Annotated in this window: 17 protein-coding genes; 16 read left to right on the forward strand and 1 reads right to left on the reverse strand. The window is 42.5% G+C overall.

The window, feature by feature from the left end; all coding sequences use genetic code 11:
* Positions 1 to 54 precede the first annotated feature (54 nt).
* From V6984_RS03865 to V6984_RS03890, 6 genes are read left to right on the forward strand one after another with little or no spacing between them, the layout of a single operon-like run.
* A complete protein-coding gene (locus V6984_RS03865) occupies positions 55 to 1,311 on the forward strand; it encodes a glycosyltransferase (RefSeq protein ID WP_342758492.1) in 1,257 nt (418 codons plus the stop codon).
* Positions 1,312 to 1,326: 15 nt separating this feature from the next.
* Complete coding sequence (locus V6984_RS03870; RefSeq protein ID WP_342758493.1) at positions 1,327 to 2,541, forward strand: glycosyltransferase; 1,215 nt, start codon at positions 1,327 to 1,329, stop codon at positions 2,539 to 2,541.
* Positions 2,542 to 2,563: 22 nt separating this feature from the next.
* A complete protein-coding gene (locus tag V6984_RS03875) occupies positions 2,564 to 3,655 on the forward strand; it encodes an FkbM family methyltransferase (RefSeq protein ID WP_342758494.1) in 1,092 nt (363 codons plus the stop codon).
* On the forward strand, positions 3,645 to 4,742 hold the full coding sequence (locus tag V6984_RS03880; protein ID WP_342758495.1) for a DUF4422 domain-containing protein: 1,098 nt from the start codon (positions 3,645 to 3,647) through the stop codon (positions 4,740 to 4,742). Before V6984_RS03875 ends, V6984_RS03880 begins: the two co-directional genes overlap by 11 nt.
* Before the next feature lie 31 nt (positions 4,743 to 4,773).
* Positions 4,774 to 5,865, forward strand: coding sequence for an NAD-dependent epimerase/dehydratase family protein (locus V6984_RS03885; RefSeq protein WP_342758496.1), 1,092 nt, complete (start codon positions 4,774 to 4,776; stop codon positions 5,863 to 5,865).
* A 23-nt stretch (positions 5,866 to 5,888) separates the two neighbouring features.
* A complete protein-coding gene (locus tag V6984_RS03890) occupies positions 5,889 to 6,251 on the forward strand; it encodes a molecular chaperone (protein ID WP_342758497.1) in 363 nt (120 codons plus the stop codon).
* Between the two features lie 657 nt (positions 6,252 to 6,908).
* Here the strand turns inward: V6984_RS03890 and V6984_RS03895 are convergent.
* The gene (locus tag V6984_RS03895) at positions 6,909 to 7,460 is read right to left on the reverse strand and encodes a hypothetical protein (protein WP_342758498.1); all 552 of its coding nucleotides are present in this window, start codon (positions 7,458 to 7,460) and stop codon (positions 6,909 to 6,911) included.
* Positions 7,461 to 7,875: 415 nt separating this feature from the next.
* On the opposite strand from V6984_RS03895, the gene V6984_RS03900 reads away from it, so the two are divergent.
* The 10 genes from V6984_RS03900 to V6984_RS03945 are packed head-to-tail and all read left to right on the forward strand — an operon-like array spanning position 7,876 to position 21,653.
* Positions 7,876 to 10,053, forward strand: a complete 2,178-nt coding sequence (locus tag V6984_RS03900) for a sugar nucleotide-binding protein (RefSeq protein ID WP_342758499.1) — start codon at positions 7,876 to 7,878, stop codon at positions 10,051 to 10,053.
* A complete protein-coding gene (locus V6984_RS03905; protein WP_342758500.1) occupies positions 10,050 to 10,973 on the forward strand; it encodes a hypothetical protein in 924 nt (307 codons plus the stop codon). Before V6984_RS03900 ends, V6984_RS03905 begins: the two co-directional genes overlap by 4 nt.
* A complete protein-coding gene (locus V6984_RS03910; protein ID WP_342758501.1) occupies positions 10,970 to 12,796 on the forward strand; it encodes a DUF2194 domain-containing protein in 1,827 nt (608 codons plus the stop codon). The genes V6984_RS03905 and V6984_RS03910 overlap by 4 nt, the downstream gene beginning before the upstream one ends.
* A 20-nt stretch (positions 12,797 to 12,816) precedes the next feature.
* Complete coding sequence (gene pelF / locus V6984_RS03915; protein ID WP_342758502.1) at positions 12,817 to 14,268, forward strand: GT4 family glycosyltransferase PelF; 1,452 nt, start codon at positions 12,817 to 12,819, stop codon at positions 14,266 to 14,268.
* 42 nt (positions 14,269 to 14,310) lie between these two features.
* Positions 14,311 to 15,786 (forward strand): exopolysaccharide Pel transporter PelG, encoded by a 1,476-nt coding sequence (gene pelG / locus V6984_RS03920; protein WP_342758503.1) that lies wholly within the window; start codon positions 14,311 to 14,313, stop codon positions 15,784 to 15,786.
* A gap of 14 nt (positions 15,787 to 15,800) precedes the next feature.
* Positions 15,801 to 16,265: a DUF2304 domain-containing protein gene (locus V6984_RS03925; RefSeq protein ID WP_342758504.1), complete on the forward strand. Its 465-nt coding sequence runs from the start codon at positions 15,801 to 15,803 to the stop codon at positions 16,263 to 16,265.
* Positions 16,262 to 17,479, forward strand: a complete 1,218-nt coding sequence (locus V6984_RS03930; protein ID WP_342758505.1) for a glycosyltransferase — start codon at positions 16,262 to 16,264, stop codon at positions 17,477 to 17,479. The genes V6984_RS03925 and V6984_RS03930 overlap by 4 nt, the downstream gene beginning before the upstream one ends.
* Complete coding sequence (locus tag V6984_RS03935; protein WP_342758506.1) at positions 17,476 to 18,273, forward strand: glycosyltransferase family 2 protein; 798 nt, start codon at positions 17,476 to 17,478, stop codon at positions 18,271 to 18,273. The genes V6984_RS03930 and V6984_RS03935 overlap by 4 nt, the downstream gene beginning before the upstream one ends.
* 23 nt (positions 18,274 to 18,296) lie before the next feature.
* The gene (locus V6984_RS03940) at positions 18,297 to 19,664 is read left to right on the forward strand and encodes a DUF4832 domain-containing protein (RefSeq protein WP_342758507.1); all 1,368 of its coding nucleotides are present in this window, start codon (positions 18,297 to 18,299) and stop codon (positions 19,662 to 19,664) included.
* A gap of 36 nt (positions 19,665 to 19,700) precedes the next feature.
* Positions 19,701 to 21,653: a leucine-rich repeat protein gene (locus V6984_RS03945; protein ID WP_342758508.1), complete on the forward strand. Its 1,953-nt coding sequence runs from the start codon at positions 19,701 to 19,703 to the stop codon at positions 21,651 to 21,653.
* The last annotated feature ends 2 nt before the right edge of the window (positions 21,654 to 21,655 follow it).

Consider the following 21,655-nt stretch of genomic DNA (forward strand, 5'->3'; position numbering starts at 1 on the left):
ACGGTTAAAATGGTAGATATCAAATAAACAAAGGAAAAAAGAAAGGTTTTAATTATGGTAAAGGTATCTGTTATTATTCCGGTATATAATGATGAAAAATATATTGTACAGTGTTTAGAAAGTGTTCTTGATCAGACATTGAAAGATATAGAGATTATTTGTGTTGATGATGGTTCCGCTGATTCATCATACGATATCTTATGTAAATATAGCAGAGAGGATAGCAGAATAAAAGTTTATCATCAAGAGAACAAAGGTGCAGGCGAAGCCCGTAATCTTGGTATAAATAAATCACAAGGAAGATTTTTGATCTTTTTGGATTCCGATGATTTTTGGATTGATAAAGATGGAATTGAAAAAATGTATTCTATCTGTGACAAATACGGACTAAAGGCTTGCGGTAGTAAGAGTAAAAAATTAGAAAATGGAAAAGTGTCGGATGAATACTTCTATCGAATAGAACCATCAGATGAAATTTATAGTTATTTGGATTTTCAAATGGATTATGGTTATTGCAGTTTTCTGTTTTCTAAAGAAGTATTAGTCAATAATGGAGTATTTTTCCCTTTATACAGACGATACCAAGATCCTCCTTTTTTTGCAAAAGCGTTATTTTATGCGGAGCAATTTATGATTGCAGACACTGATTTATGCTGTTATAGAAAGTCCAATATAATTCTAAAAATGAATAATAAAAAAATCAAACATTTACTGCTTGGCTTGCTGGACAATCTGGAATTTGCGGAAAATCATAACTTAGAATTATTATTTGATAAAACGCTTCAACGTTTAGAATATGAATATGGCCATATTATCCTACACGGGGTTAGTTTGGAAAATATGGAAATTTTGGAATTATTAATCAAAGTTAACACAATTGTAAAAAAGCATTATGATGATAACTATATAATAAGCCCATTAAAAAAAATATTAACAATAATTGATAATGAATATAATAATTATGAAAGTTATATACAAAACTTAATATTAAAGAATGATAAAATAGTAATATATGGTGCAGGTAATTATGCAAAAGCATTTATAAATTATTTAAGAAATCTTAATATTTTAGAGAAAGTAGGATTCATTATAGTCTCTTCAAAGAGAAATAATGAAAAGAAATTGGAAAATCTGGATATTGTGGAGATCAATGATCTGCCTGATGATTATGATCGTAAGAATCTTATTTTAGTGGCGACAAGCGGAGGCTATTATAGAGAAATAGAAAAAAAATTACTAGAAAAAGGTTTGTCACATTTCGAATTGTTAGATGATGTTTTTTTGGGTAAACTGGCAGGAGGCTTGTCATAATGGGAATGAAGGATAATGGATAAACAAAGAGTTTACATAAGTATTATTGTGCCAATTTACAATTCTGAGAAATACCTGGAGCAATGTATTACAAGTATTATTAATCAAGATCTCAACCAGATTGAAATCATTTTGGTTGATGATGGTTCTACAGATTCTTCAGGAAGAATCTGTGATTATTATGCTGGCAGAGATACGAGAATTAGAGTATTTCATAAAAAAAATGAGGGATTGGTCAAAGCCAGAAAAACAGGTGTACAAATTGCGACGGGTACATATATCGGTTTTGTAGACAGCGATGACTGGATAGAGAAAGAGATGTTTTATGAGCTTTACAGGATGGCTGTTTTACATAATGCGGATATTGTGGCCGAAGGGGTAATAGAGGATAGAAATGGAAGCAGGCAATATGTGAAAAATATGTTGCCTGATGGTATATATAGAGGAGATAAAGAAAGAATATATCTGCTTACCAATATGATGAATTGCGAAGACTATTTTAACCTGGGAATACAGCCCTATTTATGGAATAAGTTAATTCGTAGAGAATTAGCATTAAAACATATGTTAACAGTAGATGAAGAAATTAGAATTGGTGAGGATGGCGCTGCGCTGTATCCAATGATGACAGATTCGAACTGCATTGCAGTAACAAGTGGATATCATTATCATTACTGTATAAGAAAAGGCTCTATGATATGGAAAAAAGAGCAGGGAAATAAAGAATACATAGGTACGTGTCAGCTTTATAAATATTTAAAGTCGAAATTAAATGAGTGCAATGTAATGCCATTATTGGAGAAATCGTTGAGGCGTTACATAATAAATAATCTTTTGGTTAGAACTTATGAGAGGTATGCCAATTATGGAGCTGACAATGTACTATACCCTTTTAAAGGAGTGAAAAAGGGGGATTCGATTATTCTTTATGGTGCAGGTGCTTTTGGTAGAGCTGTCTACGAATATGCATCGGCAAATAATCTGTTGAAGGTGACCTTATGGGTAGACAGAGATGCTCATTCTTATCAGAATTTGGGATTGCCCGTTAAGCAGATAGATATGGTCCGGCCCGATGAGGGCGTAAAGGTTATTATAGCAGTCTTCAGTGAGACAGCAGTGAAAAATATTAAAGATTTTTTGCATGGAAAAGGTTTCTTGGAAGAGCAGCTTGTATGGATAACAATAACAGAAAAAGATGAAGATGCCATATTGCTTAAGTTGATGAATTGACTGGGAGATATCGGATAAACGAATGGGGTTAGGTATGTATGAACAACTAAAAGAATTATATGACGCTCTGGCAGATGAAGAGTCAAAGATGATTTTTAGTCAAAGGCTGCTTTATAGTATGACAGGAAACTGGTCATATATAAAAAATATGCTAATGTATTATCGAGAGAAAGATAAAGATTACTATAATCTGTTAGACGTATTGGCAGAACCGGGATTGTTTAGAGATAAAAAAATAGTGCTTTTTGGAACAGGGGTCTGGGGACATGCGCTAAGGAACGTTTTATGCCAATGTGGTCTGGAATTTTATGCTTATTGCGATAATGATGGTAATAAAGCAGGGGGCACGATGTATGGTAAGATAATTCTATCAGCGGAAGAATTATTTTCAAAACATAGGGATGCACATATTTTGATAGCTACCGATTTATATGAACGAGAGATTTTAGAGCAATTACATCAAGAGTCATTTGATGATGAACAGATTATTCGACTATCATATAGTGAAAGAAAGATGTATTTTGACGATGAGATTATACACCCTTTGAAAGAGGAAGTCTTTGTTGACGGAGGCGCTTTTGACGGGAGTAACTCAATAGAATTTGCCAATTGGTGTAAAGGGAACGTAAAGAAAATATATGCTTTCGAGCCGGACTCGAAGAATATAAAAAAATGCAGGGAGAATTTTGAGAAAAATTTAAAATCCGAATTTGAAATTTTGAATGCCGGATTATGGAGCGAGCGGACCATTTTACATTTTTATGAAGAACATAGTGTTGGCTCCAGGATCGCAGAGGAAGGGACTGCGAGTGTTTCAGTAACAAGTATAGATGAAGCGGTAAAGGAGAATGTGACATTTATTAAGATGGATATAGAAGGATCGGAATTGGAAGCATTAAAGGGCGCAGTTAAGACTATACAAAGAGATAAACCCAGGTTGGCTATTTGTCTGTATCATAAACCGGAAGATATAGTTGAAATACCACGATTGATTAAGAACTTAGTACCGGAGTATAAATTGTACATTAGACATTATATTCCATACCATTTTGATACGGTGTTATATGCAGTGATTGATAATGAAGAAACAGATGGTATAGGGAATGAAGAATAATATTGATGATATTTTAATAGCAAATGGAATAGAGCGATTTTCAATATTTGGAGCAGGTATGGTTGCTTCGAGCGTAGCCGAGATTCTTTTTGTAATGAGAGGTGTACTTCCTTTTTGCTTTGTAGTTTCCGATACAGAGATTAACCCTCAGATGGTTATGGAGCGGCCGGTTGTGTCGTGGGATGATTATAGCAGAATCAAAAAGGATAATGAGATGCTTCTGATAGCCATCCCGGAGCCTTTGCAGGAAGAAATTGAGGAAAAATGCCGGAGGGCTGATATAGCATATCGATGTATTACATCTGAAGTGGAAAATATGCTCCTTTATGATTACTATAGTTTAGAGGCACGTTTTCCTGTTTGGGATTCTTCGAAAAAAATTGCTCAACATCAGGATGCTTCATCAGAATGTAAAATCTATATGGCTTGCGGTCCCTGGGACAAATCGTTAAAAAGGAGCTATGAAATATCTGGATTTATGTATCCCATTCAAGCGGGAAAAGCCTTATCGGATATAAGAATTGCGGATATCGCAGATGATACCGGAAATAATATTTCTGACAGAAATCCTTACTACTGTGAGCTGACGGCCCTCTATTGGATTTGGAAAAATACGGGAAACGATTATGCAGGTCTGTGCCATTATCGGCGTTGGTTTGTTTTTCGCGATAAAGAACTGCCTCAGATGTTAGATAGCGGGGGTGATGTGATTCTGCCGTACCCTTCTATTCAGTATCCGAATGCTGCCGTACATGAGAAGCGATATATAAGCTGTGCCGTTCGCCAGATAATCCGTGAAGTATTGGCGGAGTGTTCCGTACAAGAGATGCAGTCTTATGAAGCGTTGCTGGAAGACCGGTATATTTATAATTTTAATATGCTGATAGCTAAAAAGAAAGTCCTTGATGATTACTGTGAATGGCTGTTTAATATAATTTTTGAAGTAGAGCAGCGGTGCATTGAGAAACAGATAGTAATCGAAAAAAGACAGCAGGGATATTGGGGAGAAGTTCTTTTATCTTATTACTTTATGAAAAAGAGAACGGATTTGAAGGTGATTCATATAGGAAGAACAATACTCATATAGCAAAATATAAGAGATAACATTGAAAAGTGAAATGATGAAAAGAAGATATGATATGAATGACAATAAATTGTATATAGCACAATTGCATAAGGTGATTGAGAGATGTGACTTTTTAGAGGAATTAGAAAATAAGTCCATTTTAATTACAGGAGCTACTGGAATGGTCGGCACCTGTATGATAGACCTCCTGCAGGAATATGACACTCTTAAGCATGCGAATATCGGTATCGTTGCCATTGCGAGAAATGGCAGGCATATGCAGGAAACTTTTGACCGTTATGCAGATAAGGCGAATTTGGTATGTGTGGTTGGAGATGTTAATCAATCCATGCCTCAGACTGGCAAGATAGATTACATTATTCATGCTGCCAGCAATACACATCCGCTAGCTTATGCGTCAGATCCAATCGGTACGATACAGACCAACGTGCTTGGGCTCAAGAATCTGTTAGACTTTGCGGCGGAAAAAAAAGTAAAGCGAATGGTATTTCTGTCTTCTGTAGAGATATACGGAGAAAATAGAGGAGATGCGGAGCGCTTTGCGGAAGATTATTGCGGTTATCTGGACTGCAATACCTTGCGTGCAGGGTACCCTGAAGGGAAGAGAGTAGGAGAAGCATTGTGCCAGGCATACCGTAAGCATTACGGGCTTGATATTGTAATCCCCCGTTTAAGCCGGCTTTATGGACCAACTATGCGTATGTCCGATACAAAAGCAATCAGCCAGTTTATTAAAAAAGCAGCTGCAGGTGAAGATATTGTATTAAAGAGCGGAGGAAATCAACTTTATTCCTATACCTACGTAGTGGATGCGGTATCCGCTATATTACATATTCTCTGCAAGGGAAAAGATGGAGAGGCTTATAATGTATCCGATATGGATTCGGAGATAACTTTGAAAGATTTAGCCGGTATATTAGCAGATGAGGCTCACACGAGAGTAATCTTTGATTTGCCTGATGAGCAGGAGCGTCAGGGCTATTCCTCTGCAACAAAGGCTTTGCTGGATGCCGGGAAGCTGGAAAAGCTGGGCTGGAGCGCAGATACCGGTTTCAACGAGGGTTTGACAACGACTTTGAGCTCAATTTCTTTAAAATATAGCAGAAGTATCTTAAACCTTTAAATGAACAAGAAAGGATAAAAAACATGGGACAATTACGAGAAGAACAAAAAGAAGCATTACAAGTAGCGAAGGATTATCTGGTAAAGTTGATTGCAGGAATGGAAAGCCTTGTACCTGAACTGAGAGGCGATAGGAAGGAAGACACCGATGATTTCCTGAAGCAATGCCTGAATGGCTTTAACTGGACGATACAGATTTATAATAGAACATCGGACTTAATTAATGAAGGTAAGATCCGCATTGTGAAGACGGAAGTAAACGAAAGTATTTTGAGGTTCAATGAAGCGATGCAGAGCAAGAATAATAGAAAAGTAGCGGAAGTTTTAGAAAAAGATATCATTGTATTTCTGAATAATTTTTCGAAAGCGATTGATGAAGTGCTGTAAAGAATTCTTATTGAAAGCATTTTATTTGAAATTTATATTTTTAAAGAAAAAATGTGAAAAAATGATAAAAAAAATAAAAAATCTATTTACTTTTTAGGAAATGTGTAGTATACTTACTATCATGGGAAGGTAATAAATGGTAATTTGCTTATATGTGAAGTATATTTTTCGATACTAAGCTGTGATGTGTAAAAGGGGATGTTTATATAGGATTAGTATCGGATTGTATGTTTTGTATAAGCTAATTATAAGTTCCGTAGGAAATGAAAAGTTTCCTGCGGAATTTTTTATATAATAGGAAAATGTTCCTATTACATAAATATGGCTGCACACCTTTGTTCTAGTGTACCCTACCATCGTTTGACAAGGTCTTACACGCCCTGAGCCATGAAATTTCCCTGATTTTCTGCGTTGTCCTCAATCGGCGTACGTCCAGTACGCCTCAATCGTCCGCCTTGAAAATTAGGAAAATTTATATGGTCAGGGTCGAAGAGTCGGAAAGAGACAAATTTTCGTTTCTGCAAGGCACTTGACTAACGCGTACTGGACGTACGCGGAACAAAAGTAACGCAGTAGAAACAAAAATTTGTCCTTATCCGACCGTGTGTGACCTCGTCAAACGATGGTAATATAAGTTAAGCATTAATGGAAATTCCACTATTTTTTCCCCGGAGTTTCCTTAATGCTTCTTGCAAGCTCTTGATTACCCCGGGTTATTTTTTTGCGTATTCCGCCGATACTTTTCAATACGGATGTGACGTGCTGTTCTTTAGAAGCTGGCCTCGGAGATGTCTTGTGTTTCCGACGCTGCAATGGCTTGTGAGAAGCTGCAGCAGATGTTTGTACATGCGCCATTGTGCGTATTTGTGAGGAAGATTCAACAGCCGCTGCCGAGGCTTTTGCTGCAACAGCTTCTATTTCTATCCGCATCGCCTCACTCTCGTTTCGAAGTTTCCCCATTTCCTCGGAAAGCATCGCGATTTGCGACAAAAGCTCCCTTTTCTCATTGGCTGCATTTTGCAAAGCTTCGTTATTCTTAATAATCTTATTTTCCAAAAGACTTACTTTAACATTTTCTTCAGACGCGATATTTTTTATTCGAGTTTTCAGATCGATAATGGCAGCGTTTAAACTTTCGTTTTCTTCGCGAAGAGCATTCAGAGTTATATCGGTCTGAGATACGTTATAGCCAAATAAGCTTTTTTTCATGATTATTCATTCCTTTATTTTAGGGTTTTATCCAGGGCGTGTCTGAAAACTCATTGCACCGTTCTAAACTTCCCATTTTGCGGTATATTGTGTCATAATTCTTGGGAACGTATCCACGACACCTCCCAATCATTCCTTGCCTCCCACAAAGAAGAACATTCAGCCAACACAATCAGTTTTCAGACACGCCCTAGGGTCAATAGATATTTTGACCCTAATATCATAATATTAGCCTAAGCAGATTGTGTTGTCAATGTCATCCGGATTTTGACATTTTTCGAGCCGGAGCATGCGCGAAGAGCGTATTTTTATATACTAAATTTGGGATTTTTACTTGAATCCATACATGCGATGTATTATAGTTATATTCAAGATTCAATTCGTTTTTATCAAAAGCGGGAGAAAAGATTATAGTATGAGCAGCATATTGATCGTAGGCGGTTACGGTACCTTTACGGAGGAATTGATCAACAAATTCTATAAAGAGAAATGGCAAATCTACACGCTGACGAATAGCCGGAGGCTTGTAAAGCCTGCACATGTATTTGAGCAGTATACCTTCGCTTATGACAGCGGCAGCGTGGAAGAGGTCATAACGAGCTGTCGTCCGGATGCGATTTTGTTCACAGGGGCTTATGACCCGCTTTATCGGTGGGAGGACGAGCACGTGCAGGAGGAATCGCTGAACTACATTGCTGGACTGAGCAATCTTCTTATGTCCGCAGTGGCCTTTGGAGTGCGGCATTTCGTTTATGTGTCCTCAGACAGGGTGTATGAGGATGAATATGCGGTGGATATCAGGGAGGAGATGCCGGTTTCACCTAATAGCTTTCAGGGGATGACGATTTCCCAGGGAGAGAACCTGGCGATGCACTTTAATGCGACGACGCAGATGGAAGTGACGATCCTGCGCATTGCCCGTATGTATGGGATTCCTGTGAACCGAGAGTCTTGCACCGATATTTATTCCAGAATGTGCATGAAGGCGTTAGTATCAGGCAGACTGTCTGTGAACGCGAAGCGGGTGCTGTCTGCGCTGTATGTGAAGGACGGCGTGGAAGCGGTGTATCTTTTGATCGATGCGCCGGAAAGAAAGCACAGACTTTACCATGTTTCTTCCATGGAGGAAGTAACCGAAGACGAGGTTGCTGAGATCATCCGGGAAAAATATTCTCATCCTGTGGAAATCGTGGACCGCACTGTAGGTCTGCGCCAGCGGGTTATTTTATCCAACGAAAGATTTTGCTCGGAATTCCCCTTTCAGGTGAGGAACGGGTACGAAGAAATGATTCCTATGATTATCGCTCACATGAAGCGCCATAAGAATCTTTTTTTACATAATGACGAACAATATGAGGGCAAGAGGTTTCAGGACCGGATGCTCCGTCTGCTGAAAAAGGCGGTTCCGTTTTTGGAGACCGTAATCTTTTTCTTTCCGGTTTATTTTTTGAACATCCAAGCAGAGGGCGGCTCTTATTTGGGACAGATTAATTTCTACTTGTTATATGTACTTCTTTTTGCGGTGGTACACGGCAGGCAGCAGGCAATTTTCTCCGCCTTGCTCAGCGTAATCGGCTACTGCTTCGGGCAGATGTATACGACTTCTGGATTTTCCTTATTAATAGATATCAATACTTACATATGGACTGCACAGATTTTTATTGTGGGCCTGACAGTGGGACATTTGAAGGATAAGTTCCGCGAGACAGAGGAGGACAAGAACGAGCGGATCGACTTCCTCTCGGACAGGCTGAGCGATATTACTGTAATCAATTCCAGCAATACGAGGATCAAGAATTATTTTGCGGAAAAATTGATCAGCAGTGCGGAAGGTGTCGGACGTATTTACGAAATCACCTCAAGGCTCGAACGGGCCAAGACGGGAGAGGTGCTGTTTTCTGCTCTCGATACTCTATCCGAGATCATGGAAACGAGAGACGTTTCGATTTATCTCGTTTCCAACGAGAACTATTGCCGCCTGGCCTCGGCTTCCAGCGAGAAGGCCCGTTCCCTGGGCAAATCGTTGGCAATAGCCGACTATGGGGCAATGTTTGACGTGATGATGAGGAAACAGGTTTATATCAACCGGTCGTTAGACACCGAGCTTCCTATGATGGGAAGCGCACTTTTTGACGATAAAGGCATTATGAGAATCGTTGTGCTGCTCTGGAATATTCCCTATGAGCAGATGACTTTGTATCAGGCGAACCTTCTGACGGTGGTGGGTGCCCTCGTATATTCCATGGTAGTCCGCGATGCAGATTATATGGATGCGCTGGCATACCGCAGATTTCTTCCCGGAACGGGTATCCTTCAGGCGGAGGCATTCGAGTCGATGTTAGATATCTATCGGAATGCGGGAGAGAAGGGGTATGCGCAGTCCAGCGTTCTCTATATTCAATCAAAAGGCATGCCGCTTACGGAGCTAAGCAGTAAGATTCGTTTGCTGCTGCGCGACACGGATTATGCAGGAGTGGTAGCGGGAGGCGGTATAGCGGTGCTTCTGACCAATACGAATAAGAACGAGGCGGCATATGTAAAGGCACGCCTGGAAGAGAATGGGATCGTTACTTATCAGGAGCAGAAAATATGACAGGGATTGGACCGGTTATGGCAATTTGCATAGGAAATGTACTCGTGGCATTAGGTATATTCTTCTGGGCCTGCTTCCAGAAAAAGGGCAGGCGCAGCACAGGATTCTTAATCGCATGGTTCATTTTTATCGTTCCTTTCTTCGGACTATTGTATCTGCTGCTCAGCCGTTTTATTAGTTTTTTGAATCGCAGGAAGAACGTGGATATGAGCGATGTAAGCTTCAGTCAGGAGAGAGAGAAGCTTGTTCTGCCTCCGGATCTGGAGACGGAGATGAATTATGTTCCTATTCAGGATGCCATGGCGGTTTCGGATACTTTAAGCCTTCGCCGCCTGATTCTGGATGCGCTTAGAAACGATGCGAAGAGAACTGTGGCCAGTATTGCGGTAGCCATGAACAGCAAGGATACGGAGACTTCCCATTATGCGGCATCAGTTATTCTCGATGCGTTGTCGGAGTTTCGTTCCACCGCTCAGAATATGATCGAGCATACCCAGAAGCTTCCGGAGGACGTGGAGATGAACCTGCTTACCTTCGACTATATCCATGAGGTGCTGAAGATGAAGATTATGACGAATATGGAGCAGGAAGCTTATATTTACACACTGGATAATGTTGCGGAGAATCTTTTTACCCATAATCTTTGGTATATGAGTGCGACTCATTATCTTTGGATGACAGATTGGTTTATTAGCCTTAAGGACTATAATATGGCGGATAAGTGGGTATCCAGAGCCGGACAGTACAGACCTAATGTGCTGGATACTTTTAAGGCGAGACTGCATTTATATTATAATCAGCGCAATCAGACAGCTTTTTTCGAATGTCTGGATGAGCTTGGCGATAGTGATGTGGCAGTGGATGAAGAGATTCTGAATCTGTTTCGATTGTACGGTAACCAGAAGGATAGGAGCTTATGATTTCAAAAGGAAATTATTTTGTAATTTTCATATTGTTGTTTATGGTCTTTGTCATGTTCATGTTTGCAGGTGTTTCGTCCAATGTACTGTCGGCTACATCGGAAAATACCAGAGCTGAAGATAAGGCCGAGGTCAGCTATGAGGACAGAGAGGTCTTTCCTGCGCAGCAGAAGCGGAGTGTTGCCATCCTCACATCATACGGTGAAAATGCAGTTTCCAGGCTTCTTGAGGAATGGTGTGTTTATAATAAATATCCCTATCAGCTTTATACCTCGTGGGTGCCGGAGGAGGAAATAGGTGCCTATGATTTGCTGCTGTTCGGAGATTATGAGCTGACGGCTAAGAACAGCGATATTCTATACTCCTATGCGAAGCTGGGCAAGACTATGATTTTTACAAAGCTTCCGGTTTATGATGAGATTGCTGGAGATTCGCGGTTTGCCGCCTTTTTTGGCATCAAAGAGGGAGTAGAGGGAGAAATGAAGGCGGACGGAATCAAGATATTTTCTGATTTCATGCTGAATAAGGAGAGAGTGTATAAAGAAGGTGATTACTTCGGGGAGGAGGATGACACTCAGATTGAAGTACCGTATTATTCACTGACGTCGGGTTATGAAGTGTATGCGGTAGGTGTCCTGGAGAACCAGAAGGAGCTTGGCATCGAGGATAAGGATTTGCCGCCTCTTCTTTGGAAGACTACCACTGAGAAGTCTTTCATTTTCTCGGTGAACAGCGATATCTTTGATGGAATGCCCCTGCTCGGTATCCTTACCGGCTTCATGGCACAGGAGGGAGACGTATTTCTTTATCCCATAGTAAATGCCCAGACGATTTCGGTGCTGAATTATCCGTATTTTTCCGGCGAAAACGATGAGACGATGCAGAAGTTATACAGCCGCAGCTCCGAGGCGGTAGCCAGAGATCTGCTTTGGTCTAACATTGTCCAGATATTGAAAAATTACGGCAGTTCCTATAGCTTTTTTGCTTCTTCGAAATTGGATTACGGGTCGGACGAAGTGGAACGCGCAGATTATCTTAATTTTTACCTGCGGGAGATAAGCAAGCTTCCGGGTGATATGGGATTGTCCTTCGGCCATGTGTCGGATACGGGCCTGAATGAGATACAAAAGGATAACCAGCAGTTTTTGGAGAAAAACCTGCCGGAATACGGCTTTACGGCTTTATACGCGGCGGACTTTAAGCCTGAGGAAATGACAGAGAATTCGAAATACGAGAATCTGAAGGATATAAGGCTGATTATGTCGGGATATGAGGAAGGGGATTCCCTGATAGATTTTCTGGACGGCGGCATTCTCTCTGTGAAATTCAATCTGGATGGTTACCAGCATGAGACAATGGACGACCTGCGCATGATTTGTGTAGAAAATGCTCTGGGAATGTGTAACATGGAGGTGGATATCGGACGGGTATTTTATCCTGAAAGCGACGAGGACGAATGGAACAATCTAAGCCTGAAATGGTCCAGGGGCGATACGTATTTCAAGGATTTTTCCAAGCTGGATACGGTATCCTTGTATGAGATGGAAAAGCGTATCAGACGCTTTATGGCGCTTGATTATGTTTATGAGCGGGACGAAGAGGGCATAATGGTTCGGATGAAGAATTTCGAAGAAGAGGCTTACTTCGTGCTCTGTACCTATAATAACAGCGTGCAATCTGCAGAGAATGCCGATGTGGAGCAACTTTCCGATACGGCTTACCTGATAAGGGCTTTGGCTCCGGAGATAAGGATTCGTTTATCGGAGGAAAATGTCCTGGAAAAGCCGGAAAATAACAGGACGGTTCCCAGTAACCCGCAGTAAGACTGGCAGGAGGATTGGATATGATTGTATGCATGATAGCGGAGGGGTGTTATCCTTATGTTGTCGGCGGTGTATCCAGTTGGATACACAGCATCATTCGGTTGTTTCCGAATATAGAATTTAAATTGATTACAATAGTTGCCGACCGTAGTGTAAGCGGCAAATTCGCCTATAAGCTTCCGGATAATCTGACGGAGATTCACGAGGTGTATCTTCAGGACGTGGACTGGATAGGACATCATAAGGCGGGGAAGAAACGGCTTCATCTAAGCGATGAGGAGGCCGAGGCTCTGCGCAGCCTGGTAATCGGCGAGGATGTAGACTGGATGAGAGTGTTTTCTATGTTTAATAAGAGGAAAATCTCCATTAACCATATATTGATGAGTCCGGAATTTCTTGAGATTACGAAAGAATATTATTCCATGAAATTCTCAGACATAACCTTTTCGGACTTTCTATGGACGCTGCGCTCTATCTATCTGCCGCTTTTTTTCGCATTAAAATGTAAGCCGCCCAAGGCTGACATTTATCATTGCGTGGCTACGGGCTATGCCGGAATCATCGGCAGCAAGGCGTTCTCCATGTATCCTGATTCTAAGCTGCTCATCAGCGAACACGGTATTTATACGAGGGAGAGGGAAGAGGAGATTATTAAGGCAAAATGGGTACAGGGAGTGTACAAGACTATTTGGATCGAGCAGTTTCGCAAGATGTCCAAATGTGCTTATCACTATGCGGATTTGGTGACCGCACTTTTCGAGCATGCGCGCACTTTGCAGATAGAGCTGGGATGTCCTGCAGGCAAGGCTATCGTGACGCCTAACGGCATCGATGCGGAGCGGTTTGCGGCAGTTTCGGGGAAGGATCCGGAGGATCCTTATATCAATGTGGGTGCGATTCTTCGTGTGACACCAATTAAGGATGTAAAGACGATGATTAATGCGTTTTATTACGCACACGAGAAAGAACCCCGGCTGAAGCTTTGGATTATGGGACCTGACGATGAGAATCCTGAATACGCACAGGACTGCAAAGATCTGGTAAAGGCTTTGCAGGCGGAAAACATTGAATTTACAGGAAGTATTCAGACGACGGATTATATCGGACGGATGGATATGACGATTCTTACCAGCATCAGCGAAGGCCAGCCGCTTACGATTCTTGAGGGTTTTGCGGCGAAGAAACCTTGCATCGCCACTAACGTAGGTAACTGCTACGGCTTAGTTTACGGAGAAGACGATTCTTTCGGTGAGGCAGGTATTGTTGTGCCCGTTATGAATATTTCCGAAATTACCCGTGCGATCTTAAGGCTGGCCGAACATCCCGAGATGGCTCGCCGGATGGGAGAGAATGGATATAACCGTCTGATGAACAAATATAAAAGTGTCTATATGGAGGAAGCATACCGTAAGATATACCGAACGCTTGGTTCGGCGGAATATACGGAAGAGATCTTCGTACCTCACCCATAGCGGGGAGCTTCATAGGTTACAACGGAAAGGGAGGCATAGCATATGGCCGGTCTTGGCATTCAGTTAAATAAAATATTCGATAAACGGTCGGTAGCCGCCGCCCTTTACGGGATAGGCTTTAGCTTTGTATACACGATTGCACCTATGCTGGTGGTCATCGGTTGTCTGTTTGCGATGTATAAGGTGCTGGGATTCGATACGGTAGGGTATCTGGAAAGAGAGACGTTTTCCAGCAGCATTCTCTATATATTCATCTTTTCCCTTCTGACCTCCGCCCCTTTTAACTCTGTGCTGTCGAAATTCCAGACGGATAAGATATATGAGCAGAGATATGAGGATATCAGACCTTGTATTTATGTGGGAACGATTACAAACCTGACCTTTTCCTCCATGGTGGCGATTCCGTTCTATATTTATGAAACCATAGTGGGCGGCGTTCCGGTATATTATGTGTTTACTACTTATATGGGATTTCTTGGGTTGTCACTGACCTTTTCCACGATGGTGTATAACTCGATTTTAAAGCAGTATAAGAAAATATCCTTATACTTTATATGCTGCATGGGGGTAAGTTTTATTCTGTCCGCGATTTTCCGTTTTGGACTTGGATTTTCTATTACGTATAGTATGCTGCTTTCGCTGACTATTGGCTTTCTGCTCATTGCATCCCTGGAGCTTGCCAATGTGCTGCAATACTTTCCGGCCAATAGCCGAAACTATAAAGCTGTGCTTCATTATTACAGAATATACTGGAAACTGATCGTTTCTAATTTTCTTTATACTCTGGGGTTGTTCATTCATAATTTCGTATTCTGGACCCAGCCGTGGCACATGGTCGTCCGTAATACCTACGTAAGCAATCAGCCTTATGATATGGCATCCTGTCTGGCCATGTTCACCAATATTTCTGCCAGTGTGCTGTTCATCTCCAGAGTGGAAATGCATTTCCACGAGAGATATAAGGATTATACGGAGGCCGTTATCGGCGGCAAACTGGATAGTATCGAGAAGGCGAAGAAGCGGATGTTTAGAGGGCTTTCCTCGCAGCTTCTCTCCCTTGTGCATATTCAGTTCATCGTGTCAGTCATTGTCTATCTGGTTGCAATCGTGGTACTTCCCTTTATGGGATTCTCGGGGATGGTTATGGAGATATATCCTCAGCTTGCCGTGGGATATTTCATTTCCTATCTGATGTATTCAGAGCTTTTGTTCCTGTATTACTTCGATGATCTGACAGGAGCAATGATAAACGGCATTATATTTGCGGGAGTAGCGCTTATAGGCTCTATATTTTCCGCAAGGCTGCCTGCTATCTGGTATGGGGCGGGATTTACGGCGGCGGCGTTTGCAGCGTTTACCTTTTCCTATTTCAGGCTCCGCTCCGTGGAGAAAAACCTGGATAATCACATCTTCTGCCGGGGAACAGTGCTGAAGCAAGTGAATTCGGATATGCCGGAGGCGGATGTTTATAATATATATAGAGGGAAAACGGATTTGAAAAAATCAAAGGTACGATGACAAGGAGGGCACATATGTCTATTACACTTCGAATTTTTGTATGTTTTACGGGTATTGTTTTGATTTATATGGCGCGAAAGGCCAGTATCGTTCGTAAGATGACGGAGAAACAGAGTTTGTTCTGGATTATCGGGGGATTTATCATCATTTTATTTGGACTGATTCCCCAGTTGGTTTATTTTATTTCGGATTTGTTTTCGGTAGAATATCCGCCTTCTATTATATTCGCACTGGCTATCGTTCTGGCGGCCTATGGAATATTCAATTGTTATAATTCAATAGCGGAGCTGTCCTCCCGGGTGCAGGAGCTGGCGATGCAGGTTTCCCTGCTGAATGAGGAAAATAGTCACTTGAAGGTACTGATAGAAAGGGATGGGGAGCTGGTGCAGCTGCAAGGAGTTATCAAAGAGCATGCAGATATGGAGGAGCCAACGATTTCTGAGGAACCGGTGGATTCCATTATGGAGCAAACAAAATGAAAAAGCGCATATTGTTTATTATCAACACAATGGGCCGGGCCGGAGCGGAGACTGCTTTGATTGAGCTTCTTAAAAAGCTCGATTCTTTGAAAAAGTATGAGCTTTTTCTCTACACTGTCATTCCCTGCGGTGAACTGTTCGACAAGGTACCTGAGGATGTTCGCATTTTGAATAAGCGGATAGGAAACGGTTCTGTTCTTTCTTTCAAAGGTCATGCGCATGCTGCTGCAAGCGTGCTGTGTTCGTTTTTCTATAAACTTACCGGTTTTCGTTTGCTTCCCGATATGCTTCGCAATATCCGAATGCAGAAAAAGGAAGGAAGAAAACTGCAATATGACAAGCTTTTTTGGCGGCTGTTAGCCGAGGGGCGTCCCATGATAGCAGGCGATTACGATTTGGCGGTGGCCTACATAGAAGGAGCGTCGGCCTATTGTCTTGCAGATAGGGTAAATGCGAAACACAAAGCTGCCTTTATCCACATCGATTATGAAAAAGCTGGCTATACTTTAGATATGGATATGGACTGCTATAAGAAGGCGGAAAAAATCTTTGTCGTTTCCGAAGAGGTAGGCGAGAAGTTTTGTAAGGTCTATCCTCAGTACCGGAATAAGATTCGGCTGTTTCGCAATCTTCTGGATATCCGGGGGATTAGGAAAAAGGCGCAGGAGAATGAGGGATTTACGGATGAATTTCAGGGAATCCGCCTTGTCACCGTAGGACGGCTTCATTACCAGAAGGGCTATGATATTGCAATAGAAGCGTTAGCCAAACTGCGGGCGCAGGGCTGTGACGCTCGCTGGTATGTGATAGGAGAGGGTATGGAGAGAAAGGCCTTGGAGCAGTTGATCCGTAAGTTCAAGCTGGAAGATTTTTTTTTCCTCCTTGGAGTAAGGGAGAATCCCTATCCTTATATAAAGCAGGCGGATATTTATGTCCATGCTACCCGTTATGAAGGAAAGAGCATTGCCATAGAGGAAGCGCAGATTTTGGGAAAGGCCATTGTTGCGTCGGACTGTACCGGCAACAGAGAGCAAATCAAGAACGGTTACGACGGTATGCTTCTGCCTTTGGATGCGGATAAGCTGGCGAGAGGACTGAAAACTGTGATTGACGATTCGGCGCTTAGAATAAGCTATGAACAGCATGTACTTGAGAAAAAACTGGAATTCCCCGAGGATTTGGAAGAACTGCTTTCTATGCTTGAGGAAAAATGAGGGAGACAGTTAAGCTGTATGGCGAAGCTGTAACGAAGGAGGATTTCTTTATGAATAACGTATTGATTATTGTTCCCGCATTTAACGAGGAAGAGAATATGACGGCTCTGTTCGACCAGCTTTGTAAGCCGGAGATACGCAGCTTCGCGGATATTCTTGTGATCAACGATGCATCCAAGGATATGACGGGGAATATCGCAAAGTCGTACCGTGTATCCCTGGTTACCCACGTATTTAATCTGGGATACGGCTCGGCGCTTCAGGTAGGATATAAATATGCGGTGCGCCGGGGCTATGAATATGTCATCCAGCTGGATGCGGACGGACAACACAATATTTCAAATATCTCCCATATCTATCAATGCCTGACTACGCCGAATGAAAACGGAAGCCTGCCGGATATTGTCATAGGCTCGCGGTTTGTGGAAGGAAGCGAATCCTTTCATATTTCCGGTATAAAGAGATTGTCCATCAATATGTTTTCATGGTTGATTAAAAAGATGACCGGCAAGAAGATTACGGACCCCACCTCCGGGTTACAGGGATTAAATAGAAAAGCTTTCACTTATTATTCTATTTACGGCAACTTTGATTATTTTTATCCAGATGCAAATATGATAATACAGATGCTTTTGTTGGGATACAAAGTGGAAGAGACTACCGCCGTCATGCACGAGAGGACGGCAGGAGTGAGTATGCACACCGGACTTTTGAAGCAGTTGACCTATATGATGATCATGCCTCTTAGCATCTGGACGGTTTCCATTCGTGTAAGAAGAGGATTACAGAAGTAAATGATGCAGAAGGGAATTCTTTTATGGAATATAAGGGTAGGATTACAAAATTGAAATGGATTCCGCTTCCCCGAACGGAAAAGGCGGAGGCTTTATACAATCCATATTGCGGATTTTATTCCATCTACCGTTTTTTTGCTGACAGTAGGACGGAGGCCGTAGAGGGAGTGCCTATTGAAGAGGTGCGGGCGGAGCCCTCGAAACAGCTTTGCCTTGTGGAAATCAATCTTCTGCCTTTTAACGAGACGGAGTTGCCGGAAGAAGCTTTGGAAATTGTACGCATGATCTTTGAACGTTTTATTGAGCTGAAAAAGCAAATGGTGGTACGCTTTTTATATGATTGGGAAGGAAAGGGGATATTGAGCGAGCCGAAGGATATTGCCGTTATTATGAACCATATGAGCCAGCTCGAGCCGCTGCTGAAGGAATATACGAAGCATATTTACATCCTTCAGGGCCTTTTTATCGGAAGCTGGGGGGAGATGCATAATTCCCGTTACTTAAGCGAGCGGCACATCGCCAGATTAGCCAGACATCTGTACGAATGCTCTGGAGAAAATACCCAGATTGCACTGAGGTGCCCGAACTTTTGGCGAATGCTTTTCAAGACCTGCCGGCCATTAGAAAGGGCTGTTGCTTTCACGGATATTCAGAAGGCGCGGTTTTCCTTATTTAATGACGGCATCATGGCTTCTGACACGGATTTTGGAACCTATGGAAATGTGGGTATGAAGGATTCCAAATCCTACAGCGAAAAGTGGACACGAAAGGATGAGCTGGAATTCCAGAACCAGTTGTGCCGATACGTCGCCAACGGAGGAGAGGTAATTAACGAATGCCCGGGTAACGACGCAGGTCCTGCGCTGGAGGTGCTTAGAAAGATGAGGATCTCCTATCTTCACAGCGATTATGACGAGAAAGTACTGAATAAATGGAAGGCTTCCAAGTCAGGTGTAAACGAGACGCTATGGAAGGAGAAGACGGCTTTCGAATACATAGAAGCTCATTTGGGATACCGGTTTACGGTAGAAGAAGCGTCCCTGTCCATTGCTCCGGATAAAAGCGGAAGATTTAAGGCCTCTGTTAAGATAGTCAACCGGGGCTTCGCGCCCTGTTACCATAAATATGAGGTGAAGTTTGTAATTCGCGACGCTTCGTTTTCTGAGATATACGAATACGGGGTGGATACGGACACCCGTATGTGGATGCCGGAAGAGCCGGTGGAACTGGAAGCGTTGATTTCTACGGAGCAATTTGGCTTAAGCAGTTATATTTTATGTATAGGAATTTATGACCCGCAGGCGGACAGTCCGATTCAGCTGGCTGATACCTTCTCGTCGGCGGATCATATGGGAAATTATAATCTTGGCAATTTTACGGTGATTTCTTAGGGTGCGCAGTTTTTGTGTAAGAGTAAAGGAAAAGTTATGTCGGATTTATTATTGAATGTTATCTTAATTGCAAGAAGAAATACTTCGTTAAGCTTTGTCCGGGCTTTGCAAAGTGTTCTCTGCCAGACCTATGCTCCCATTAAGGTGCTGGTGGTGGATGCCAATGAGCCCGATAGCTTATACAGTCTGGGGATGCAGGAAGATTTGATCGATTTTCCGGAGGTAGAGTATGTGAGGCTGGACCCCTCTCTTTCGATTGCAGCTATCCGTAATCAGATGCTTGGGAATGCGGAGGGAGAGTATATCGCATACTTGAGCAGCAATGATATATGGCGGTTGGATAAAGCTGCATTACAGATCGGCGGGCTGGAAGATTCGCCGGAGGCAGCGGCGTCTTGCAGCGGTGGAATACTCATGGACGAGCGGGGATCGGAGTTGGAAGTAGAGCCTTTGATGGAACACCCGGAGGAGGATTCCTCTCTATGGCTGCTAGACAATCCGGCGAGGAGTCCGGGTCAGGTTATCTACAGAAGGGCGGCAGTGCTGGAAGAGGGCGGATTTGACGAACAGTTTGTCAACTTTTGCGACGGCGATATGCTGTTTCGGCTAAGCCGCAGAAAAAGGATTCTGTTTCCTGCCGATTCCTTGTGCGAATGCAGGATTACGTCTGACGACGAAGCCTATGACTGGAATGATTTTAAGGATGGACAGAAGATTCTGTATAAATATACGGAGATTTTCCTGGTGAATAAGCGCATGACACAGAATTTTTATGGGCGTATGCTCTTTCTTGCAAGAGTCAACTATATGTGGCTGAACTATTTCATCTATATTTATATGTACTTCATCAAGTCGCCGCTGCGTTCTGTCTGGATGCTTTTCAAGAAGGCTGCAAAAAGCGTTTATTATATGATGAAATGGAATAAGCGTGCCTTCCGGATGCTGGCCGGAAAGCTTCGTTTGAATCGGGATATACATATGATTCAAAACGGGAAGCTGGAAAAGGTAAAAGCGCTGAAGGCTCCCTGCGAGCCGGAGAAGGATGAACAAATACCACTTGAGTTTTCTTCTGCCCGTGAATATAATGAGAAGAAGTCTCTTCATTTTTGTTTTGACAAAAAGCTTAATAGTATTGTCATCCCGGAATATGTGACGGTAATTAAGAAAGGCATGTTCTATGGCTGTGATAATCTGATCAGCGTGGAAATACCTAATACAGTACTGGAAATTCAAGCCTACGCCTTTCATAAATGCAGGAACCTGCGCTATGTCACCTTCAAAGAAGGAAGCCGCCTCGGCAAAATCGGAGATTATGCTTTTGCGGGCTGCCGCCTGTTAAAAACGATGAGTCTGCCCTCCAATATCGTGCAAATCGGCAAATACGCTTTTGCCGAATGCTGTTCCTTAAGGCAGCTATCCTTTACCTACCTGCATCGCGGAGAGGAAAGGACGAATAATTTATATCCTACCGCGCTAGGCACGCTTCCCCGCTATATGTTTTTGGGTTGTACCGGTCTGCTGTCGGTGGAATTCGGTGTGAACAGCATATTGGAGACAATAGAAAACGGAGTCTTCCTGGGCTGCCGGAGACTGCAGAATGTGGTTCTGACCGGAGGGGTGAAATATATAGGAAGCTATGCCTTCGCATACTGCAAGGAGCTGGAGACAGTGGCGATTCCGCAGATCGATGCGCTGAAAGGCATAGGAAAGTGTGCTTTTATGCACTGCGAGACCTTGGATTATTTTCTGTTTCCTAACCAAATCGAGAGGATTCCTATGCGGACTTTTTACGGCTGCCGGAATTTAAAGCTCGTCAAGATTCCTAAGAAAGTGCTTTCCATTAACCATCAGGCTTTTGCGAAATGTAGCTCGCTTACCAATGCAATTATAATGTCAGGAGATACCTCTATCTCGCCTACGGCCTTCGACAGGCATACGCAGGTGCGGATTCCCGAAATCGAAGGGAACGAGGCTGCTTCTGCCGGCTAAAG

The sequence above is a fragment of the Kineothrix sp. IPX-CK genome (assembly GCF_039134705.1).
GTDB classification, from domain to species: domain Bacteria; phylum Bacillota; class Clostridia; order Lachnospirales; family Lachnospiraceae; genus Kineothrix; species Kineothrix sedimenti.